This is a genomic window from Paenibacillus campinasensis (genome assembly GCF_002272015.1).
Taxonomy (GTDB): Bacteria; Bacillota; Bacilli; order Paenibacillales; family Paenibacillaceae; genus Paenibacillus_AQ; species Paenibacillus_AQ campinasensis.
In genome coordinates, this window is record NZ_NPBY01000058.1 from 1 (window position 1) to 20,735 (window position 20,735).

At 54.3% G+C, this 20,735-nt stretch carries 25 protein-coding genes; 22 read left to right on the forward strand and 3 right to left on the reverse strand.

Annotated elements, in window-relative coordinates; all coding sequences use genetic code 11:
- Positions 1–108: 108 nt before the first annotated feature.
- Positions 109–2,439 carry an O-antigen ligase family protein gene (locus tag CHH67_RS18090; RefSeq protein WP_095266609.1) on the forward strand — a complete coding sequence of 777 codons (2,331 nt, stop codon included), beginning with the start codon at positions 109–111 and terminating at the stop codon, positions 2,437–2,439.
- On the opposite strand, the gene CHH67_RS18095 is transcribed toward CHH67_RS18090, so the two are convergent.
- Entirely contained in the window at positions 2,413–2,727 is a 315-nt protein-coding gene (locus CHH67_RS18095; RefSeq protein WP_095266610.1) for a hypothetical protein, read from the reverse strand. The genes CHH67_RS18090 and CHH67_RS18095 overlap by 27 nt on opposite strands.
- Positions 2,728–3,087: 360 nt before the next feature.
- Here CHH67_RS18095 and uptA point away from each other — a divergent pair, with 360 nt between their 5' ends.
- The 4 genes from uptA (at position 3,088) to CHH67_RS18115 (ending at position 5,360) form a co-directional block, all read left to right on the forward strand.
- Complete coding sequence (gene uptA / locus CHH67_RS18100; RefSeq protein WP_095266611.1) at positions 3,088–3,696, forward strand: undecaprenyl phosphate transporter UptA; 609 nt, start codon at positions 3,088–3,090, stop codon at positions 3,694–3,696.
- Positions 3,697–3,699: 3 nt separating this feature from the next.
- On the forward strand, positions 3,700–4,266 hold the full coding sequence (locus CHH67_RS18105; RefSeq protein ID WP_413773615.1) for a thioredoxin family protein: 567 nt from the start codon (positions 3,700–3,702) through the stop codon (positions 4,264–4,266).
- Between the two features lie 2 nt (positions 4,267–4,268).
- Positions 4,269–4,907: an MBL fold metallo-hydrolase gene (locus CHH67_RS18110; protein ID WP_095266613.1), complete on the forward strand. Its 639-nt coding sequence runs from the start codon at positions 4,269–4,271 to the stop codon at positions 4,905–4,907.
- Between the two features lie 246 nt (positions 4,908–5,153).
- Positions 5,154–5,360 carry a hypothetical protein gene (locus CHH67_RS18115; protein ID WP_095266614.1) on the forward strand — a complete coding sequence of 69 codons (207 nt, stop codon included), beginning with the start codon at positions 5,154–5,156 and terminating at the stop codon, positions 5,358–5,360.
- A gap of 142 nt (positions 5,361–5,502) precedes the next feature.
- Here CHH67_RS18115 and CHH67_RS18120 read toward each other — a convergent pair whose 3' ends face one another.
- Positions 5,503–5,754 carry a hypothetical protein gene (locus CHH67_RS18120; protein WP_095266615.1) on the reverse strand — a complete coding sequence of 84 codons (252 nt, stop codon included), beginning with the start codon at positions 5,752–5,754 and terminating at the stop codon, positions 5,503–5,505.
- A 244-nt stretch (positions 5,755–5,998) separates the two neighbouring features.
- Here CHH67_RS18120 and sigY point away from each other — a divergent pair, with 244 nt between their 5' ends.
- The 16 genes from sigY (at position 5,999) to CHH67_RS18200 (ending at position 18,751) form a co-directional block, all read left to right on the forward strand.
- Positions 5,999–6,544, forward strand: coding sequence for an RNA polymerase sigma factor SigY (gene sigY, locus CHH67_RS18125; RefSeq protein WP_095266632.1), 546 nt, complete (start codon positions 5,999–6,001; stop codon positions 6,542–6,544).
- A complete protein-coding gene (locus CHH67_RS18130; protein WP_095266616.1) occupies positions 6,528–6,869 on the forward strand; it encodes a YxlC family protein in 342 nt (113 codons plus the stop codon). Before sigY ends, CHH67_RS18130 begins: the two co-directional genes overlap by 17 nt.
- Complete coding sequence (locus CHH67_RS18135) at positions 6,862–7,065, forward strand: hypothetical protein (RefSeq protein WP_095266617.1); 204 nt, start codon at positions 6,862–6,864, stop codon at positions 7,063–7,065. The genes CHH67_RS18130 and CHH67_RS18135 overlap by 8 nt, the downstream gene beginning before the upstream one ends.
- 52 nt (positions 7,066–7,117) lie before the next feature.
- Positions 7,118–7,318: a PLDc N-terminal domain-containing protein gene (locus tag CHH67_RS18140; protein ID WP_095266618.1), complete on the forward strand. Its 201-nt coding sequence runs from the start codon at positions 7,118–7,120 to the stop codon at positions 7,316–7,318.
- Entirely contained in the window at positions 7,315–8,238 is a 924-nt protein-coding gene (locus CHH67_RS18145) for an ABC transporter ATP-binding protein (RefSeq protein ID WP_095266619.1), read from the forward strand. The genes CHH67_RS18140 and CHH67_RS18145 overlap by 4 nt, the downstream gene beginning before the upstream one ends.
- A complete protein-coding gene (locus CHH67_RS18150) occupies positions 8,235–9,011 on the forward strand; it encodes a hypothetical protein (protein ID WP_095266620.1) in 777 nt (258 codons plus the stop codon). The genes CHH67_RS18145 and CHH67_RS18150 overlap by 4 nt, the downstream gene beginning before the upstream one ends.
- Before the next feature lie 97 nt (positions 9,012–9,108).
- Positions 9,109–9,486 (forward strand): ATPase, encoded by a 378-nt coding sequence (locus tag CHH67_RS18155; RefSeq protein WP_095266621.1) that lies wholly within the window; start codon positions 9,109–9,111, stop codon positions 9,484–9,486.
- A gap of 188 nt (positions 9,487–9,674) precedes the next feature.
- Complete coding sequence (gene gatC / locus CHH67_RS18160) at positions 9,675–9,962, forward strand: Asp-tRNA(Asn)/Glu-tRNA(Gln) amidotransferase subunit GatC (protein WP_095266622.1); 288 nt, start codon at positions 9,675–9,677, stop codon at positions 9,960–9,962.
- An 18-nt stretch (positions 9,963–9,980) separates the two neighbouring features.
- Positions 9,981–11,438, forward strand: a complete 1,458-nt coding sequence (gene gatA, locus CHH67_RS18165; protein WP_095266623.1) for an Asp-tRNA(Asn)/Glu-tRNA(Gln) amidotransferase subunit GatA — start codon at positions 9,981–9,983, stop codon at positions 11,436–11,438.
- 30 nt (positions 11,439–11,468) lie between these two features.
- Positions 11,469–12,911, forward strand: coding sequence for an Asp-tRNA(Asn)/Glu-tRNA(Gln) amidotransferase subunit GatB (gene gatB / locus CHH67_RS18170; protein ID WP_095266624.1), 1,443 nt, complete (start codon positions 11,469–11,471; stop codon positions 12,909–12,911).
- Between the two features lie 101 nt (positions 12,912–13,012).
- The gene (locus tag CHH67_RS18175; RefSeq protein ID WP_095266625.1) at positions 13,013–13,483 is read left to right on the forward strand and encodes a GNAT family N-acetyltransferase; all 471 of its coding nucleotides are present in this window, start codon (positions 13,013–13,015) and stop codon (positions 13,481–13,483) included.
- A gap of 48 nt (positions 13,484–13,531) precedes the next feature.
- Positions 13,532–14,245 carry an MgtC/SapB family protein gene (locus CHH67_RS18180; RefSeq protein ID WP_095266626.1) on the forward strand — a complete coding sequence of 238 codons (714 nt, stop codon included), beginning with the start codon at positions 13,532–13,534 and terminating at the stop codon, positions 14,243–14,245.
- Positions 14,246–14,501: 256 nt separating this feature from the next.
- The gene (locus CHH67_RS18185; protein ID WP_230875729.1) at positions 14,502–15,110 is read left to right on the forward strand and encodes a hypothetical protein; all 609 of its coding nucleotides are present in this window, start codon (positions 14,502–14,504) and stop codon (positions 15,108–15,110) included.
- A gap of 16 nt (positions 15,111–15,126) precedes the next feature.
- Entirely contained in the window at positions 15,127–16,446 is a 1,320-nt protein-coding gene (locus CHH67_RS18190; protein WP_095266627.1) for a DUF4097 family beta strand repeat-containing protein, read from the forward strand.
- A gap of 101 nt (positions 16,447–16,547) precedes the next feature.
- Positions 16,548–16,967 carry a Fur family transcriptional regulator gene (locus CHH67_RS18195; RefSeq protein ID WP_095266628.1) on the forward strand — a complete coding sequence of 140 codons (420 nt, stop codon included), beginning with the start codon at positions 16,548–16,550 and terminating at the stop codon, positions 16,965–16,967.
- Positions 16,968–17,185: 218 nt separating this feature from the next.
- Positions 17,186–18,751: a glycosyl hydrolase family 18 protein gene (locus CHH67_RS18200; protein WP_244908247.1), complete on the forward strand. Its 1,566-nt coding sequence runs from the start codon at positions 17,186–17,188 to the stop codon at positions 18,749–18,751.
- A 208-nt stretch (positions 18,752–18,959) separates the two neighbouring features.
- On the opposite strand, the gene CHH67_RS18205 is transcribed toward CHH67_RS18200, so the two are convergent.
- Entirely contained in the window at positions 18,960–19,346 is a 387-nt protein-coding gene (locus CHH67_RS18205; protein WP_095266630.1) for a YgzB family protein, read from the reverse strand.
- A gap of 181 nt (positions 19,347–19,527) precedes the next feature.
- On the opposite strand from CHH67_RS18205, the gene CHH67_RS18210 reads away from it, so the two are divergent.
- A complete protein-coding gene (locus tag CHH67_RS18210) occupies positions 19,528–20,403 on the forward strand; it encodes a nucleotidyltransferase-like protein (protein WP_095266631.1) in 876 nt (291 codons plus the stop codon).
- Positions 20,404–20,735 lie beyond the last annotated feature (332 nt).

Below are 20,735 nucleotides of genomic sequence, written 5' to 3' on the forward strand. Positions count from 1 at the left end.
TGATGCAACAGTCGAGGGGGAAAGTATAGGCCTGATCCTGGACGTTCACAATGATGCTGTAGGCATGAAATCGAAGATCAGATCATGGTGCAATGGGGGCATTGAGTAATGGATGCGAGGCATCAGCTGATAAAGGGATGGCGGCAGGCAGGGGGCTGGTGTCTGACAGCGCTTATGCTTGCCGCTTGTGTAAATACAGGACTGTTTTTTGATAGCGATATGTACTTCATCGGCATGATCTGGTTCGGGATGCTGCTCATTTGGAGTGTGGCAGGAACTGCCCTGAACCGAGGAGGCAATGCCTTATATCCCGGTCAAAGCGATATGCTGGGGCTTATTGGGCTTGCCGGTATCATGCTGGTGTACGCTCTGCATCTATTGCTGAGCCCGCTGTCGGTGAACGGAACGGTTAGCGAGCTGCTTCGTTTTGCCATGTACAGCTCCTGTGCCGCTGTTCTATGGCTGCTGGTCCGCCATCCGGAGGGGCGGAAGGTGATTGCGGCAGGATGGCATGCCGCAGGGGTGCTCTTATGCGGCAGCGCATTGCTGGCCGTATATGGGGTGGTGGAGCTGCCGTATGCGATCTATCATACGGCGAATGCGGACATTAGCGCGACTGGCGCGCGACTGGGCGGCCTGCTCCAGTACCCGAACACATTCGGGGCGGTGATGGCCGCCTACCTGCTTGAGCGGCTGTTCGCGCTCCTGCCCGTCCTGCGATCGCGGACGGGCCCGCTGCCAGCGGCTGCACTGCTGCCGCTGCTGCCCTATGCCGCCGCGCTGCTCCTGACGGAGTCGCGCGGCGCCTGGCTTGCGGCCGCGCTTGCTGGCGCGGCCGGCCTGGCCCGGGAGCGGCGGGCGCTAGCGCCGCTCCTCGCCGCAGCAGCCGCGCCTATGCTGGGCGCGGCGCTGCTGTATCGCCAGCTGGCAGATGCCAGGCTGGCGCCGGTGGTGCTGCCCGGCCTGCTGTGGCTGGCCGGGCTGTGGGCCGGCAGCGTGCTGGCCGGCCGGCTGTTGTGCCGCCTGCTGCAAGGCGGCGGCACGAGCGCTGTCGCCGCGGTGCGTGGCGACAGCCTGCCAGCGGCTGCTTGCGCAGGCACAGCCATGCGCAAGCGCGCGGGCGCCGGCAAGGCGCGCCAGGGCGAAGCGTGTACGCCTGGCGGCGATTCACGCGAGCCTTGCCCTTGCCGCGCGCCGGCCGGTGCACAGCCCGTCGCGGACTGGCGACAGGCACTCGCCCGGCGCAGCCGCCGCTTGGGCCCGCTTGCCGCGCTGGCGATCGCGGCGGCGGTCATCGCGCTTGCCGCCGCTGCGGTCATGCTGCAGGTACAGTCCCGCGTCACAGGCGGCGCAGCTACGCTGGGCGCGCGGGGCCTGATGTACCGCGACGCCTGGGAGCTGGCCAAGACAAGCCCATGGCTTGGCCAGGGCGGTGACACCTGGCGCTTGTCCTATCGCGCGGTGCAATCCGAGCCCTATGTGGGAAGCGAGGTTCATAGCGGCTACATGAACCTGCTGCTTGATACTGGGGGGATCGGCTTGCTGCTCATATTCTGTATGACAGGCGGGATGCTATACCGGGTTGCCCGATGCCGCCCGCGGCTGCTGCCGCCTCTGATCGTTCTGCTCGGACATGCGCTCATCGATCTTGACCTGAGCTACGGGCTCGTGTGGCTGCTGATTGTATGGCTGGCCGCGATGGGGATGCATGCGGAGCCTAGAACGGTTCAAGCGGGAGAAGCCCGGATCGGAGAAAACAGGACGGGAGCCAACCGGTCGGGCGCTAGCGGGCAGAGTGAGGGACAATATCGGATGGGAGATACGGGGCCGCTTCCTATCATGCTGCGGGTGGTCTGGTTGTCCGGCGTGCTGCTGATGGGGAGTCTGGCTGCTTTCCTCTGGGTCAGCGAGGTAAAGTACGAGGCGTCGCTAGATGCGCCGATTCAAGATAAAAGAGAGCTGCTTGCATCCTCCCTGCGCTGGAACCCATATAACGAGGCGGCGGCGCTCCAGCTCGCCGAGCTGCTGCCGCTCAGGGAGCGAATTGCAATGCTTGAGACAAGCCACGCCTATTCGCAGCGCCATCCCGAGCTAAGCTGGAAGCTGGCGGAAGCCTATTCTTTCCTGGGAGATGCCGAGGAAGCTGTCCGCTGGTTCCGGCAGAGTCTGAACCTTGATCCTTATCACACCGACAAGCAGGCCCGTGCCGTTATCCGGCTGGCCTGGCTGGCGGAATGGCAAGGCCTGCAGGGGCTCGAAGGCCCCTCCAGAATGGCAGCGAGGTCGGCGCTCGGGCTCCTGGCGCAGTATCGGGCAGCCGTAAATTCTCTTATGCAGCAGCCGAAGCTGCATAACGACAGGAAATTCCGGCTTTCGCCTCTGGCGGAGCATCAGCGTAAACGGCTTGCGGAGTTAGCCGCCAAAGGCATCCCGGAATGACGCTGCGAGCTGTTTCTCTGGCACCTGCCACAGTTCGGCAAGCTCGCTGCACACTTCCTTTTCCCACCAGTCACAGAGCAGCTTTTTGTTGCTGTAATTTTCATAGATCCAGATCAGATTGCCAATGACTTTGCGGTAATAGAGCTGTTCACCCTCCTTGATCAATTCAGGGCTGATGTACAGCTTGAGTCGTTTGACCGTCCGGTACAGCTCTTTGCTGCATGCGCGGCGGATGCTTCGCGGCGAAGGGGGCTTGGCGCCCGGTTGCTTCGGATGGGGGGAATACATAGCCTACTCACTCCTTTTGCTACACCATATGTCCGGGCGCGGGCGATAGCCACGGTTTTGCCGTGAATTGGGCGCGGATGGAGGGGCCTGATCGGGTTCGACCCGAATGTACTAATTACTAGCAGATGAGCCTGTTGATTGGATTAAGGAGCGAGGTATTTGTTGATTCCGGATCTGGGGTATTGTAGCGGCGGGGGGAGTGGATCGAGTTCAGGTTCGAGGAAGGACTGACTTCCACGAGCCTCATAAGCGGTATATGGTGGCAGATAATTGCCGTGAGCGGCGTGCTAGAAGGCATGTCCGCGGGTATGTTAGAATAGGCTAGTAAAAGAAATCAGCGCACGAGGATGAGGTGAGGGCGTGGAGTTCTTTTACGAGTGGGTCGGACGGTTATTTGAATGGATTCAGGATCTTGGTTATTTCGGCATTATGCTTGGCTTGATGATGGAGGTCATACCAAGCGAAATCGTGCTCGCATACGGCGGGTACCTGGTTTCCGAGGGAGACATTCATTTTTTGGGGGCCATGATTTTTGGTACGGCGGGCGGTGTGCTGGCCCAGCTCTTTATTTATTGGATCGGACGTTACGGCGGTCGGCCGTTCCTCGAGAAATACGGAAAGTACATATTGATCCGGAAGCATCATATCGACTACGCCGAGGAATGGTTTAACAAGTACGGGACAGGGGTCATTTTCACGGCCCGTTTTGTGCCGATTGTGAGACATGCCATCTCCATTCCGGCAGGCATTTCGAAGATGAGTGTTGGCCGGTTCACGCTGCTCACGACGCTGGCGGTCATCCCTTGGACAGCTTTGTTTCTGTACCTGGGTTATGTGCTTGGCGATCAGTGGGAGCGAATTGACGAGGCAGCAGGTCCGTACATCCAGGAAATTTTACTCGTTGCCCTCGGAGTCATGATTGTTTATTTTATAGTGAAGTGGATGAAGTCTACGAAGGTGAGGTCATAGTTGATGAGTGTTAATGTTGCGCAGTATTTTGGCAAAGGGATCTCCCCGAAGCAGTTCATGGACGGGATGGAGAAGAACCAGGACGTATTCCGAACGGCATTCGAGCAGTTTACGTGGGACAACCCGGAGGACCGGGCGTTTTTTGAGAGTCTTAATTTTCGCGATGATCTGCGGGTTCTGATTCTCGCGGCGGATTGGTGCGGGGATGTCGCCCGTAACGTGCCGGTGGTATTCCGGGTGATGGAGACAGCCGGAATCGAGCCGGAGGTGTTCATTCTGGAGCAGCATCTGGACTTCATGGACCAGTTCCTGACGATGGGCGGCCGCTCGGTTCCTGTCGTGATTGTGGCGGATACCGGCGGACATGTGCTGGGCAAATGGGGCCCGCGTCCGGCGCATGTGCAGAAATATATGGTTGAGTTCAAGCAGGAGAACCCGGATCGCGAAGCGCCGGATTATCAGGACAAGCTTGCCGCCACGCGCCAGAACATCCTCAAGGCATATGGGGAAGGGTACGAGGTTCATGCGGTCATTGTCAGAGAACTGCGTGAACTGATGTCGGGGTTCTGATCATGGCGCTGCATATTGAGACTTTTTCACTTGGGCCCTTGCAGACGAACGCATATTTGCTGACCGGGGAAGACAAGAACAAAGCGGTGATTATCGATCCTGGCATGAATCCGGGAGCGCTCGTTAAACGAGTTGCCGATTTGGAAGTGGAAGCGATTTTGCTGACACATGCTCATTTTGATCATATGGGCGGCGTGGATGAGATTCGCAAGCTTAAGGGCTGCCCGGTATATTTACACGGACTGGAAAGCGACTGGCTGACCGATCCGAAGCTGAACGGTTCCCTGATGTGGCCGCAGGCAAGCCCGCCGCTGTCCACCGAGCCGGCGGAGTATGAGCTGGCAGAGGGGATGGAGCTGGAGCTGATCGGGCATCGCTTCAAGGTATATCATACGCCAGGGCATTCACCGGGAAGCGTCAGCTTTTTGTGCGGTACGGACTTGTTCTCCGGGGATGTGCTGTTCCGTCTGGGCGTTGGCCGCACCGATCTTCCGGGCGGCCGGGAGCGGGATCTGTTCGATTCCATTCAGAACAAGCTGTATACGTTCCCGGACGAGGTGACGGTGTATCCTGGGCATGGTCCGCGCACGGCTATCGGCTATGAGAAGCAGCGCAATCCTTATGTCCCGGCCAACCGATAAAATTTTCCGACAAAAATCGCGAAACTATATAGACAAACATATACAAGATTGATACAATACGATTAATTAAATGTTACCTTTGCGAAGCACGCAGACTGAGGCTTAGATCCCGGTTTGCGTTCTTTTATTTTTCAGGGGCTTTTTATACATGCATACGTGCAGTACTAGCGTGTGTCCTGTCTTCTTGGTGAGTATGCGATCGGCGTTTATGGCGTTTATGCATGGAACGGATGAGGAGGAGTCGCAGTGAGGAAAGATGAGTTATCATTTTGGGACAGCTGTGCAGCCAGAGGACAGGAAGATTCGCGGCAGGAGCAGGATAACCAGCAGTATGACAGGCAAGGGCTTGAACACCGCGGAGCGTCATCTGTCGTATGGGACCGGCTGGTGAAGGGAGAGGCCGTTGCCTGCCAGCCATGGCATGTGCGTCTGCAGTGGATAAGGCTTGAATAACAGGTGAGAGCGGCAAGGTTTCCGGTTCCTCTAAGCTCTTGGTGTCAGTATGAGTTTCGATGAACCGGGAGTTCCACCTGATCGCAGCAATGTCAGCAAGTTCATTTTTTGTACCAAACAGCCCTATATCAGCCTCTATATGTCAGCCCTCGTATGTAGCCCCCATTGCAATCCCCATTGCAATCCCCATTGCAATCCCCACTGTAATCCCTATTGTAATCCCCATGGAAACCTCTGTGTGCAGCCACCAAATCCACGCGCTCCAATCCACCTCCAATACCACATCCCGATCCAACCCAACAAAAGCCGCTATGCCCCGCCAATCCAAACCATCCCAGATCTCAAAGTCTGCCTTCCCGTGATTATGTCTAAGCCGCAGTCCTGCTCGCTCCATGTTTGCGTATCTTTATCGCTTCGCTGTTCCTCATCCTTCCCCCCGATTATCATGATAGACAGCAAGTATCCCTTCGGTTCGACGAAGCAACACTAGGTTTAGGTTTCGTTCACTAAATAGTGCCTCCTATCGCGGGATTTGGTGCTTGATTCGGATTTCGTATATTTTTTTTCACGGCCCGTTGAACGATTCCCGCATGCCGGACGTATTACGACCGAAGATGAAAGAAGGTGATGGTCTCGCCATGATCCTGGAAGAAGAGGACTGGATACGCAAAGCACAGCAAGGCGATACGAATGCAATGGGGGCGCTGTTTAAGCACCATTACAGCTTTCTATATAAGTATTTGCTAAAGATCACGATGAATCACAGTGTGGCTGAGGATACGGCCCAGGACACCGTGATTCGATGTATGGAGAACATAGCGCGGTACAACGGAACTTCATCCTTTTCCTCTTGGATGATCACCATAGCAACGAGGCTATATATTGACCGGACCCGAAGGAATAAGCGGGAGACGAAGTGGCTGGAGAATGAGCAGCGGCGATCGGTCACACAGCTGCGCTGGCAAATGGAGCGGCAGGGAGAGCAGTGGACCGATTTGCTGGACGGGCTGGCTCAATTATCCGACGAGCATCGCATCGCGATTCTGCTGAAGCATTACTACGGATACAGCTATGAGGAAATCGGGAGCATGCTCGGTATTCCGGCAGGCACGGTGAAATCGCGGACTGCGTATGGCATCAAACAATTGCGAAAGGAGCTGAACGCACATGACGAACAGACCTGATCATGGGGATGAACAATGGCCGGAGGAATGGACTCGGGATCTTCAGCGCTTGGACCAGGCGCTGGGCGAGGGCCGCTCTCCTTCTGTTGAGGAGTTTCAAATGCTTGCAGCACACACACAGCGTCGCCAGCGGCGGCGGATGAAATATGAGCTGATGCTCTTCGTGCTGACGGCGCTGCTCATTGTAGGTGGTATATTAATGGCCGCACTGGCTGTGCCAGCGGTGCTGATCCTGATTCATGTCATCGGAATGCTGGCTGGTGTAACGGTGCTGGCGAGCTCCAAGGAACTGAGAACCGCAGGGAAGAAGGGGTTCCATGAATGATATAAGCACACAGCCGGTTTGGCTGGTCGCCCTGTTAATATTGCTTGTTCTGACTCAAGGCATCCTCCTGTTTCTGGATGCTCGCAGAAAGGGGCTGGGCAAGTGGGCTTGGTTTTGGGGGATATGGGGCTCAACCACGCTTCCTTTGCCGTCGCTCCTATACTGGCTGCTGGTCATTCGGCATCGTCGCCGCTGAAGGGCGAAGTGGATGGCAGCAGGTTAATTCCTAGGGGAAGAGGGGATTCGGAATGAATTTTGAGATCAATTGGGGCATCGTATGGCCGATTCTGGCTTTGCAAGCGGTGCTTGCGGTGACGGCGCTGATCTCGCTGGCGAGGACAGCGACTGAAGCGGTGCGCGGACCGAAATGGATGTGGGTGTTGGTCATTATCGCAGGGAATCTTGCAGGCAGCATCGCTTATTTCGTTGGCGGGAGGCGGGATGCATGACCAACTCCTTGCTGTATATTCGTAATCTGTCCAAAAGCATCGGCAGCATCACTCCCGTGAAGGGCATTTCATTCGAGCTTGAGCGCGGCAGCTGCACCGCTCTGCTGGGTCCCAATGGCGCAGGCAAGACAACCACGCTGCGCATGCTGGCCGGACTTCTGTCGCCGAGCGGGGGCGAAATTCAATATGAGGGCGGCGGCAAATCGGGCCGCGACTGGCAGAAGCGGATCGGTTATCTTCCGCAATACCCGAAGTTTTACGGGTGGATGACCGGAATGGAGTATTTGATCTTCAGCGCGAAGCTGTCAGGATTGAGTGGTGCACAGGCGAGGAAGCGCAGTCTGGAGGTGCTGGATACCGTCGGGCTACGGGAAGCAGCCAAACGCCGGATTGCAGGTTACTCCGGCGGGATGAAGCAGCGGCTTGGTATCGCGCAGTCGCTCGTACACGAGCCATCGCTGATCATGCTGGATGAGCCGGTGTCTGCGCTTGATCCGATCGGCCGCCGCGAGGTGATGGATCTGCTGTCCCGCCTTCGGGGAGAGGTGACGATTCTGTTCTCTACCCATGTGCTTCATGATGCGGAGGAAGTGTGTGACCGGATGGTAGTGATGGTGGATGGACGGATTGCCGAGCAGGGCAGTTGGACTGAGCTGCGGGAGAAATATCGTCAGCCCGTGCTGCTGCTTGAGGTGGAGCCGGCAGCACGCGAGGAGGCGTGGCTTCGCACGCTGCCGGGGATGCCCTTCGTGGAGTCAGCGGATATCCGGAGCCGGACCGCAGCGCTGGCCGTTCGTGATCTGGATCAGGCGAGAAATGCGTTGATGCGCGAGATGTCCGATAGCCGGATTCGGTTTCAGCGCATCGAAGCCGGCACGTCCTCTCTGGAGGATATGTTCATGAAGGTGGTGGGGGGATGAGATTGTTCTGGGTGTTTTTCCATAAAGAAGTCATCGAAGCGGCCCGTTCGTACAAATGGATCTGGGTACCGGCTGTATTTCTGCTGCTAGGAGTGATGCAGCCGGTCATGATGTATTACTTGCCTGATATTCTGCGCGCCTCCGGCGAGCTTCCGCCAGAGGCCGCAGCGCTAATCACGACCCCGCCGCCCGAGGAGATTATCGCTTCCACGCTCAGTCAGTTCAGTACGATCGGGCTGCTGGTGCTCGTATTGTCTGCGATGAACATCGTCGCAGGGGAACGAACATCCGGTACGACAGAGATGATATTGTCGCGTTCGTCATCGGTTCTGACCATGATGACAGCGAAGTGGGCCGCGACGATGAGCTTGCTGCTGCTGTCCTTTGCACTTGGTTATGCCGGGGCGGTCTATTATACGTATCAGCTGATCGGACCGCTGGAGTGGGGGACGCTGGCAGGTGCCGGCGCGGTATATGCCGTGTGGCTGGCCTGGATCGTGACGCTGCTGCTCCCGCTTGGCGCTGTGTTTCGCGGTCCAGCCGCAGCGTTCCTGTCACTTGGCATCGCGGCGGCGCTTACGCTGCTCGCTTCCTTGCTGCCTTCGCAGCTGCCATGGAGCCCGGGGAGGCTGAGCGCAATCGCAACAGCCATGTTAACAGGCGAGAGCAGCCCTACATTTGCACCCGCTCTGGCGGCAGTGCTGCTGATCATCTTGTCCACCGTCGCGGCAAGCGTGCTGCTAAGACGTCGTCCATTGTCTGCACAGGCCTAACATGCCCGGGATGGATCGATTTCCTTTTGAGCATAGACATCTCTATCTTTTTTTAGTAGACTATAGAGATAAGGATAGACAACTCAGGAGGTAGACGATGCTGCGTTTAGGGGAAAAGATCACAATCGTCGCGGACGCCTTTGAGCAAAATCTTCCAATCGGTCAATACGGATATTTGATCGCTTATGACCGAAATCCGGACAATGCGTTTGATTACGTTATTCGGATTCCGAATCTCAACCGTAATTTCTTTGTTCCGGCAAGCGATGTGGAGCTGGAATCAGTCGTGTTGAAGCAGGAAGCCGAGCGGATCGAGCGGGAAGCGCTCATCGATTTCGCCCTGTCGACATATAATGAGAAGCTGTTTCATCAGGTGATGAACGGCGACAAGCAAAGTGAAGAAGAGGAAGAGTCGAAGGAACAGATGTCCCAAGCGGACTTTATCAAACAAGTGAATCTTCGTGCTTGGATTTAGCAGAGTCGGCCTTGGCCGACTCTTTTTTGTAGAGACGGGAGCTGCAGGGAGCTGCAAGCCTTATGAAGCCCGCGAAGCGGGCGGGCGCTTCGGATTGAATTGTCCACCCTTCTACAATATAATGAGGAAAGTTATCGAGAGACTTTGCCCCTGCACAGGAAAAGGGCATTAAAGGAGGAAGTAAAGCGATGAGCATTACTGCCAAGGATGTTCAGCATGTCGCCAAGCTGGCCCGTCTGAACTTGACGCCGGAGGAAGAAGAGATGTTTACCGGCCAACTGAACGCGATTTTACAATATGCCGAGAAGCTCAATGAGCTGGATACGGAAGGTGTTGAGCCAACGACGCATGTCCTTCACCTGAACAATGTGATGAGAGATGACGAGGTTCGTGAAAGTCTGCCGATTGAGAAGGTGCTGCTGAATGCGCCTGACGAAGAAGACGACCAATTCAAAGTTCCGGCTGTACTGGAATAGACAGAGGGGGGAAGACACTTGAGCCTGTTTGATTACAAGTTAACGGAGATACATAACAAGCTCCACAATAAAGAGCTGTCCGTTTCGGAGCTGGTGGATCAATCATTTGCCAGCATCCACGAGCGCGAGGAGAAGGTGCGGGCGTTCATCACGCTGGATGAGGAAGGCGCACGCGCTGCAGCCAAGCGTCTGGACGAGAAGCTGACCGCCGGACAGACCCGAGGACTTCTGTTCGGTCTTCCGACCGGCATCAAGGACAATATTGTGACTGAAGGGCTTCGCACAACTTGCGCCAGCCAGTTTCTGTCCAACTTCACGCCTGTATACGACGCGACGGTTGTGCACAAATTGCGTGAGGCTGATTCGGTGACGATCGGCAAGCTGAACATGGATGAATTCGCCATGGGCGGCTCGAATGAAAATTCCAGCTTCTATCCGGTCCGCAACCCTTGGGATCTTGAGCGCGTTCCGGGAGGCTCCAGCGGGGGCTCGGCTGCGGCGGTTGCTGCAGGAGAGGCCTACTTCACGCTGGGCTCGGACACGGGCGGTTCCATTCGCCAGCCGGCTTCCTACTGCGGCGTTGTCGGACTGAAGCCGACATACGGGCTTGTGTCCCGCTTCGGGCTGGTGGCCTTTGCTTCGTCGCTGGATCAGATCGGACCGCTTACGAAGAATGTAGAGGACTCCGCTTACGTTCTTCAGGCCATTGCCGGTTATGACCAGATGGACTCCACCTCGGCCAAAGTCGATGTGCCGGATTATGTCAGCGCATTGACCGGGGATGTGTCGGGTCTGCGCATTGCGGTGCCGAAGGAATATCTGGGCGAGGGCGTTGCGCCGGAAGTGCGGGAGACTGTATTGAACGCCTTGAAGGTGCTTGAGAGCCTGGGCGCAGTCTGGGAAGAGGTGTCCCTGCCGCATACCGAATATGCGGTGGCCACTTACTATCTGCTCGCTTCTTCGGAGGCGTCCTCGAACCTGGCCCGCTTTGACGGGGTGCGTTATGGCGTGCGTGCGGATAACGCGGGCAGCCTGATTGATCTGTACCATGAGTCGCGGAGCAAGGGCTTTGGCGATGAGGTGAAGCGGCGGATTATGCTGGGCACATATGCGCTCAGCTCGGGATATTATGACGCTTATTATTTGAAGGCGCAGAAGGCGCGCACGCTGATCAAGCAGGATTTCGACAAGGTGTTTGAGCAGTATGATGTCATTATCGGACCGACCGCGCCAACGACCGCATTCAAGCTCGGTTCCCAGGTAGATGATCCGCTTACGATGTACTTGAATGATATATTGACGATTCCGGTCAGCCTGGCCGGAGTGCCGGCGATCAGCGTGCCATGCGGGTTTGCCGAAGGTCTTCCGGTAGGCATGCAGGTGATCGGAAAAGCCTTTGACGAGTCGACGGTACTGCGCGTGGCGCATGCGTTCGAGCAGCATACTGAACATCATAAACGGCGCCCGGAGCTGTAACACGGCGGCAGAGAAGGAGGGAAACGAAATATGTCTACATCAAAATATGAAACGGTCATCGGTTTGGAAGTGCATGTTGAGCTTCATACCAACTCGAAAATATTTTGCGGCTGCTCCACCTCGTTCGGCGCGCCGCCGAATACACATACATGTCCTATCTGTCTCGGGCATCCGGGCGTGCTTCCGGTTCTCAACCGCCAGGCGGTTGAGTATGCCATGAAAGCGGCAATGGCGCTGAACTGCACCATTGGAGACGTGAGCAAATTCGACCGCAAAAACTATTTTTACCCGGATTCTCCTAAAGCATATCAGATTTCACAGTACGATCAGCCTATCGGGCTGAACGGCTGGATTGATATCGAAGTGGATGGCAAAACGAAGCGCATCGGCATTACACGTCTGCATCTGGAAGAAGATGCCGGCAAGCTGACGCATGTGGACGGAGGATATGCGTCTCTCGTGGACTTTAACCGTGTCGGCACGCCTCTGATCGAAATCGTCTCCGAGCCGGAAATTTCCTCCCCAGAGGAAGCCAAGGCGTATCTGGAGAAGATGCGTGCCATCATGCAGTATTGCGAAGTGTCCGATGTGAAGATGGAGGAAGGCTCGCTGCGCTGCGATGCCAACATCAGCCTTCGCCCTTGGGGACAGAAGGAATTCGGCACGAAGGCCGAGCTGAAGAATATGAACTCCTTCCGCGGTGTGCAGCGCGGACTGGAGTATGAGCAATACCGCCAGGCTGAGGTTCTGGACGAGGGTGGCGTCATTGTCCAGGAGACCCGCCGCTGGGACGAGGCGCAGGGCAAAACGTTCTCGATGCGCGGCAAGGAAGAGGCGCATGACTACCGTTATTTCCCGGACCCGGATCTGGTGACGGTTCATATCAGCGAAGAATGGAAGGAAGCGGTCCGGGCAACAATCCCCGAGCTTCCGGATGCCCGCAAGGCCCGGTACACCTCCGAATACGGCTTGCCGGAGTATGATGCCGGCGTGATCACCTCTTCGAAGGTGCTGGCAGACTTCTTCGAGGACAGCTTGAACTATACGAAGGATGCCAAGGCGGTAGCCAACTGGATTATGGGAGATTTGCTTGGATATCTGAACTCCAACAATCTGGAACTGTCTGATGTGAAGATCACCGGTCAAGGACTTGGCGAAATGATCGGCCTGATTGAGAAGGGCACGATCAGCAGTAAAATCGCCAAGACCGTCTTCAAGGAAATGCTGGAAAGCGGCAAGAATCCGCAGCAAATTGTAGAGGAAAAAGGTCTTGTGCAGATCAGTGACGAAGGTGCGATCAAGAGCATCGTCGAGCAGGTTGTGGCGAACAACCCGCAGTCTGTGGAGGACTACAAGGCCGGCAAACAGAAAGCGATCGGCTTCCTTGTCGGACAAGTGATGAAAGAGAGCAAAGGGAAGGCGAATCCGGCGCTTGTCAATAAGCTGTTGGTTGAAGTGCTGAACGGTGAATAGCCCGTTGTGACCCTGAACCGGTTTGCCTTTAGAGGAAAGGGACTTGCCCGTGATGGGCAGGTTCCTTTTTTAATCGAAACGCTTAATGGAGGTGGATTAACATGATCACGATGTTGACGCTCGGTGATGACGGAACCGTGCAGCAGATTTGGAGCCTTCAGCATATGGCCTACCCGATTGAGGCGAAGCTGATTGGATTCTCGGAGATTCCTCCGCTGATGGATACCTTTGATACGATACGGAGCAGCGGGGAAACCTTCTATGGTTACATGGATGAAGAGGGGGATCTGCTCGGTGCTATAGCCGTTGAACCGGGAGAGGATCAGGTCACGATATCGCGTATGATGGTGCATCCCGGTCATTTTCGCAAAGGGATTGCCGCTTCGCTAATCGAGCATGTGTTGGACACTTATAGAGAAACACCATTGTTTATCGTGGCGACGGGCACGCGCAATTCACCGGCGGTGGCGCTGTATGAGAAGTTCGGTTTTGTTAGGGATCATGCGTTTGAAGTCGCTCCCGGGGTGGAGTTGACTGAATTCCACCTGAAGCCTGACCGATATAGAGGTTAGTTTAGTCTTTGGGTCAGGTTGGTTCATAGACGGGGAGGCGATGAGTGATTGAGCAATCCTTGGGTGATTGATAATGTCCATATTTTATTGCGGCTGCTGCTGGCTATGCTGCTTGGAGGGCTGATCGGCTTTGAGCGGGAGCGTACGAATCATGCCGCAGGCCTTCGGACGCATATTCTGGTCTGCCTGGGTTCGGCGCTGATCATGCTGCTGTCCGTGTACGGTTTTTCGGATTTTGTAAGAGAGTTTAATGTACGAATTGATCCGGCCCGTCTGGCGACGGCCGTTATTACGGGCATCGGCTTTCTCGGTGCGGGGACAATTCTGTTCACGGGGAAATCGATTACGGGTTTGACGACAGCGGCTTCGATCTGGGTCGTTGGTGCGGTCGGATTGGCTGTTGGGGCAGGGTTTTATTTTGCAGCCATTGTGTCTACGCTGCTGATTCTGCTGAATCTGGTTGTCTTTAATAAGCTGGAACAACGGTATATTCGCGGGAGTAAAATGCATCTGATTACGCTATATGCAGCCAATTCGCCGGGCTTGCTGGATCATCTGTCAGCGCTGCTGAAGGAAGAGGGCTGTGCCATTTCCAAGCTGGTCGTGAATGAGCGAAGCTCTGTTCCCTATGGCGAGCCTCAGCCGGCGGTGCCGGGGGTGGAAATAATGGTGCATGTTCTTACAGATCGAAAGTTCGATCCTGTGAACATCACCCGCCAGATTCAGGGGCTGGGACAGGTATCCATGGTGTCGGTTGAATAACTCGGCATCATGAAATAGGTTCCTCAGGTTGTGCCGGATCATTCATCCGCACAGCCTTTTTGTTTGTTCTGTTTTGCGGGATTCGCTATTCCTGTATTCTATGGTAGGAGGAGGATCATCCAGTTTTTTGCCAGTTACTTTGACCAGAGGTTAGGGTACTATCAAAGAAAACGAAGCTTTTTACAGCACACGGCAACCAGCCATTGATGATACTAAATTCTCTGAAATCCTTTGTACGGTGAAAGGGGGAGGAGCGATGAGCAACCCGCAGCCAGAACAGCGTGCGAGAGCGGGCCAGAGCTTGCTTGGAAGTTCGGGAGCCAGACGCTCTCTTGGACTGCGGCGGCGCAAGCGTAAATTATACGCACTGCTGTTATCGGCGATTCTGCCAGGCCTGGGTCATCTATATCTGGGCCTGTATAGAAAAGGCATTACCTTTATTATGCTGCTGCTGCTTGATATTTCTGCGCTGTTATATTTTTCGTCCATCGGCATGCAGATCAATGTACCGCTGCTGATTTTACTGGGACTGCTGATTCCTGTGGGTTATTTCTATAATGTCTATGACGCGCTGCAGGCAGCTGAATATATGTTATCCCGCCGCAAGCGCGAAGAGGTCGAGTTCAGTCAGACGCCTGGCGAGGGAAGCAAGAATCCTTTTCATGGCGAGCAGGGAGCGGCTTTCGGGTTATTGCTGGTCGTCTCGGGCGTGCTCCTGATCCTGTTTCACCAGAAACCGGTGTGGCTTCAGACTGGTATCAGGGATTATGGAGCGGTCATTGCCGCTGTTGTTCTGATTCTGATCGGCGTCGGGGCATTTATACGTGAGATCCTGCGAACCTCTAAACGGGAGCCAAAAATATAACAGGGAGAGGAGTCCTTTGAAGCATAAAATTAGAGTTGGACGCTACACGGCTGCTCTCCTGCTTATCAGTACAGGAGCTCTGCTCCTTATTGATGAATGGGGCGGCACGGATGCGATTTTTCTTCTTCTGAAATGGTGGCCGCTGCTTCTGGTCCTATGGGGCGTGGAATATTTGCTTCGCTACATGTTCTCTAAGCGGAGGGGAGAGCGCAAAGATTTCAGGTTTCGGCCGGATATTCGCGGGATTACGCTTGCGGTGCTCGTTTCGGCCTCCGTCTTTGTTGTGTCCCAGCATGACCATTTCCTGTATTTGTGGAACAGGGTAAGTTTGAATCTAACCGTGGCTGCCGTTGATTATAGTGAAGCCGCGGATAACCGGTTTGAAAAGCCGCCCCTTTACCTGCCAGTCACGGAGGATACAACCAAAATGGTGGTTGACCATGTGAATGGCGATATATCGATCCATCGCGAGGATGTGGATGATGTCATTGTAGAGACGGAAGTATGGGTGGATCGGGAAGAGCCAGGCATGGCCGAGCTGATTAACGAACAGTCCACGATGGAGGCAGACGCGGGCAACACGCTGGTCATTCGCTCGCAGGGCAAACCATACGGACAATCGGGCAAAAGGCAGCCGCGCATGAATGTAACCATCACCGTGCCGGAAGAGCGGCGTATGGATATGGAGATCCGGACGATGAACGGAGCGGTCGCCATGACGGATGTGCAGGCGAATGAGTACGTTACGGTTGAGAGCGGGAACGGGCCGATCTATCTTGAAAATATCGGCGGGAACGTAACCGGACAAACCTTGAACGGGGCGGTGACCGTCCGGGGTGTACTCGGTGATGTCAAACTGTCCACAAACCGGGGAGATATGACGGCTGTTGATATATTCGGAGCCGTTCAGCTGACAACTCAGGTCGGCCACATGATTGTCAAAAGAACAACCGACGATATTCAAGTGAATACCCGCAATGGCAATATTGTTGTGAGCGGCGTCCGTGCGGACCTGAACGCCGAGTCGCTCAATGGCGGGATTGTGATTCGCTCCTCGACGGTCGGTGGAGACTGGAATGTGTACAGCGCGGTTGGCGAGCTGAACCTTCACATACCGCTTGGCGCTGATTACAAGCTTGATGGTGTGATCAGCTATGGAGAGATCCGGACGACTCTTCCAAATCTGAGCATCGAGCAAAAAACAATTACCGGTGAATCGGGAACAGGCGAGCATGTGATTCATATTGAGGGCAATAGCAGTCTGAATGTCTATCGCAGTTTTCCGGATGCGCTGGAGAAGCCGGAAACGGGCGGACAGGTCCCCCATCCGCATTGACAAGGAAGCAGGCAGCCCGGGTCCTCCACCTGCATTGACAAATTTCTGAAGGAAGTTTTACAATGGAATGCAAAGAGTTAACATGAAGGCGGTGGGCAACCATGGCAACGTCCGTACAGCATGCGCTGGAGCAACTAAAAACGACCGGTGTCCGTATAACGCCGCAACGTCATGCGATTTTATCTTACTTAATAGAATCGATGGGGCACCCGACAGCCGATGAAATCTATCGGGCTCTGGAACCCAAATTCCCAAGTATGAGCGTAGCTACTGTGTACAACAATTTGAAAATGTTCATTGAAGCTGGAATGGTGCGGGAACTGACCTATGGCGATAATTCCAGTCGCTTTGACGCCAATGTATCGGAGCACTATCATGTGATCTGCGAACAGTGCGGCAAAATTGAGGATTTCAGCTATTCTTCGCTGGAAGATGTGCAGCGTCAGGCTGAAAAAAGCACGGGGTTTGAAATCAAAGGCTTGAGGATGGAGTTATACGGGTTATGCAAATCCTGCAAATAGATACCGGTTATACAGTAAACAAACGTGCGGAATGACATTCCACACGTTTTTTTATTTTCACTGCTGGTGCAATGGGGGGAATTCGTTTGGCACGAAGGAAGCGACGTCGCGGAAGAGGTTTTATGAACATCGTAGTCATTATACTTGCTGTATTAATCGGGTGGACGGTATCAGAAAGGTTGCCAAACCGCACCCATATAACCCCTGACTGGAGGGGGATGGAGAAGCCGATTTTTGTGCAGGGGGAGATGATGTCCCATGCGGCGCTAGGAGAGGGTGAAGCGTTGAAGCTTCCTCTGCCTGCCGTGCAGGAGGCGGTTGATCGGCATATCTGGTATGAGGAGGAGACAGCTTCGGTTATCATTACGACGCCCGACCATGTTATGCGAATGGGGGCGGAGCGTGAGGATGCGGAACTGGACGGGAAGGCGTTGACCCTGAAACACGCCCCGGAAGTGATCGAGGGAACGCCGTATATTCCTGTGGAGCCGCTGCAGCAGTATCTCGGTATTGCGGTCCATGAGGACAGAAGCACGGGCGCCGTTATTTTAATGCGGGCAGGGGATTCGATTCAGCTGGCAGAAGCAGCTCCGGCGAAGCGCGACGGAACGATCGCGGTCAGGGAATCAGGCTCTCACAAAGCGCCGATTGTACTGGATATGAAAGCCGGAGAGCGACTCAGGGTTTGGAGAGAAGAGGGGGAATGGTTCTACGTTCAGGCGGATAACGGTTATACCGGCTACGTGAAGCAGGATCAGGTCGAGCTGGGCGGTGTCAAAGATATCCCTATTCAGGCCTTCACTCCTTCAAGGGCGGAGCTGGAGTGGAAGGACAAGCAGGTCAATCTGGTATGGGAGGCGGTATACAGCCGCAATCCGAACACTGCAGACATCGGCCCGATGCCCGGTGTGAATGTGGTCAGCCCAACATGGTTCAGCATAACGAGCGGTACCGGTGAGGTGAAATCCAAAGCGGCTCCGGCTTATGTTGCATGGGCCCACCAGAGGGGATATGAAGTGTGGGGCTTGCTGGATAACAGCTTTGATCCGGATCTGACCACCGAGGCGCTATCGTCGTATAACCGCAGGTCCCATATCATTCAGCAGATGATAGCTTATGCGAAGCAGTACAGGCTGGATGGAATCAATATTGATTTTGAAAATGTGTATACAGCCGACAAGGATCATGTTGTTCAATTCGTGCGGGAGTTCAGACCTTATGCCAAAGCCAACGGACTCATTCTATCGATTGATGTTACTCCGAAGTCCAACAGCGAGATGTGGTCGGTGTTCCTGGATCGCAGTCGTCTGGGGGAGGCTGTCGATTATATGATGGTCATGGCATATGATGAACACTGGGCCTCCAGCCCTCGGGCCGGATCGGTAGCGTCACTACCCTGGACGGAAGTTTCAGTCCGGCGCATTATAGAGGAGGATGGCGTGCCGCCGTCGAAGCTGGTGCTTGGCATTCCACTGTATACGAGGGTATGGACCGAGACGGGCGGAGATGAGCCGAAAGTATCGTCCAGTGCCGTCGGGATGCGGCGAGCGCAGGAAATTGTGAAGGAGCAGAAGCTGGAGGGTGTTCTGGACGAACGTGCAGGCCAGAATTATGTGGAGTACAAGGACGGGGATGACACGGTGAGAATATGGCTTGAGGATGAGCTGTCCCTTCAGTCGCGTGTTGATCTCGCTCAAAGGCTGGAACTCGGTGGCATTGCTACCTGGAACCGAAGCTTTGCCCTGCCGGAGGCATGGGATGTTCTGAAGTCGGTTCATGAGTAAACGCCCTAACGTGGTATTTATCCAATTTCTTATATTGTTGTGAAAAAAGGACCCGGCACTATGGGAAGTGCCGGGTCCTTGCTGTGTGATTAAAGCGGATCAGGTGCTTATGTTCACAGTTTGTCACTGTGACGGCTGAAGGCGGAGGAAACATCTCCACGGAGTTGATCGCACTTCCGCCCGTCGTCCTGACAGGATACACGAGAGATTAAGTGTGAGTCGTTGTGGAATCTGAATGATTGTCAGCGGAGCGAAGCTCCTCGGCTGTCACATTTGCCTGAGATGGATCCAGTGTCAGAATGGTATGACAGAACATGCAGCGGTCGGTTTTACCCAGCATCTTGGTCAGTTTGTCGCATTCGGGACATTGGATTTGCACGGCGGTCGTCGAGAGCATGCCTGCCCAAAAGTAAACGCCTAAACTACCCATCATGAAGATAAGGCCAATAACAAGTCCGATGCCGGCAAATATTTTGCCAGCTTGTCCCCAAAAGACGATGCCGGCCGTTCCCAGAACCATGAGTCCCATGCCCAGCATGGTCAGCAGCAAGCCCCAAGTGCGGAAAGCGTTGATTTTAGCATTTTTAAAGATCATCGGTAAGAAGCTCCTGTCACTCGATTTTTTGGTATAATTGAAAGCCCTTCCTGAGCTCAGCGAACATGAGTGAGGGAAGCGATGTTTTCTTCCCGTTACGAAGAAGGAACTTACATTGACATGTAGAATTATATTATAACTGAATTGGCGAAAATTCGCCAAGGACCGTATGGAGGGAAACGTGGAATTAACCAACTTTTCTTTATACTATGGAAATTCGGTTGATAAGGATGCAATCGGAGCGATAGCCTACCGCAACAAAGATCAAGCTGTGTACGGATCGATCATCGATGATTTTCAGACGAACATTGTTGTTGTGTATGAGGGTGAAGTGGATGAGCCTTATATTCAGCATTTCATGGTAAGAGGCGAGCACTGTCAGATCATGAACGTTGCCATGGAAGATTTCCGGAAGGAACTTCTGAACGGAACGCATAAAGTATTGTTAAAATGTCTGCTTGAAGGGGATATTATCAAGGACAGCGATGACCGCCTATACAGCATGCGGCGAGATTTTTTAACGTTTGAAGAACCGATCCGGGAGCGAAAGCTGTTTATAGGGTACGCGAATTTTCTGCAAAAATATGTGGATGCCAAAATGCTGATGAAGGAAGAGCGCCTGCTTGATGCATATTTCTGCACATTGGAAGGGCTGCATCATTGGGCGGAGCTTGAACTGCTTGAAAGAGGAATTCATCCGAACACTGCCGTCTGGGATCAGGTCACGGGGCTGAACACCCCTGTCCGCAAACTGTACGAGGAATTGACGGCCAGTAACGAGACGCTGGGACAACGGATTGAGCTGGTGCTTCTGGCGTGTGATTTCTCGATGGTATCCAAATTGGAGCACTGCGCCGCGCCTTTGTTAAGGCTGCTTCGAAGCAGGCGAAGCCCCTGGACGATGCAGGAGCTGATGCTTCATCCTGAGCTGGAAGCGCTGAGGTCTGTGATGCCGATTGTGCTGCGGCAACTGATTTATCGGTCGATTGTGAAGGAAGCGGCGGTTTGGAAGGAAGCACGCGCGTATCATGAGCCTGTTCGTTATTATGCCGAATAAAGGAGAGGAGCTGAGGTTCTTCTTCTTTTTTCGGCTCTGGACAGCTCTCAACATTCGACGTATGGTGTTAATGAGTTGTTAGGTTACGTGAGGAAAATATTTAAGCAAGAGTGTTGACGAGGCGCTGAATTTTGTGATAAATTATAACTCGCCCCTTTCGAAAGGGACCTAAACATTGGAATCAAGATCATGTCGAAACATGAAATTATCTAAAAAAAGTTCTTGACGAAAAGATGGGCGATATGATATATTATAAAAGTCGCCGCTGAAATGCAGCGCGGACGACTTTGAATGAAGTTGATCTTTGAAAACTGAACAACGAGTGGGTAGAA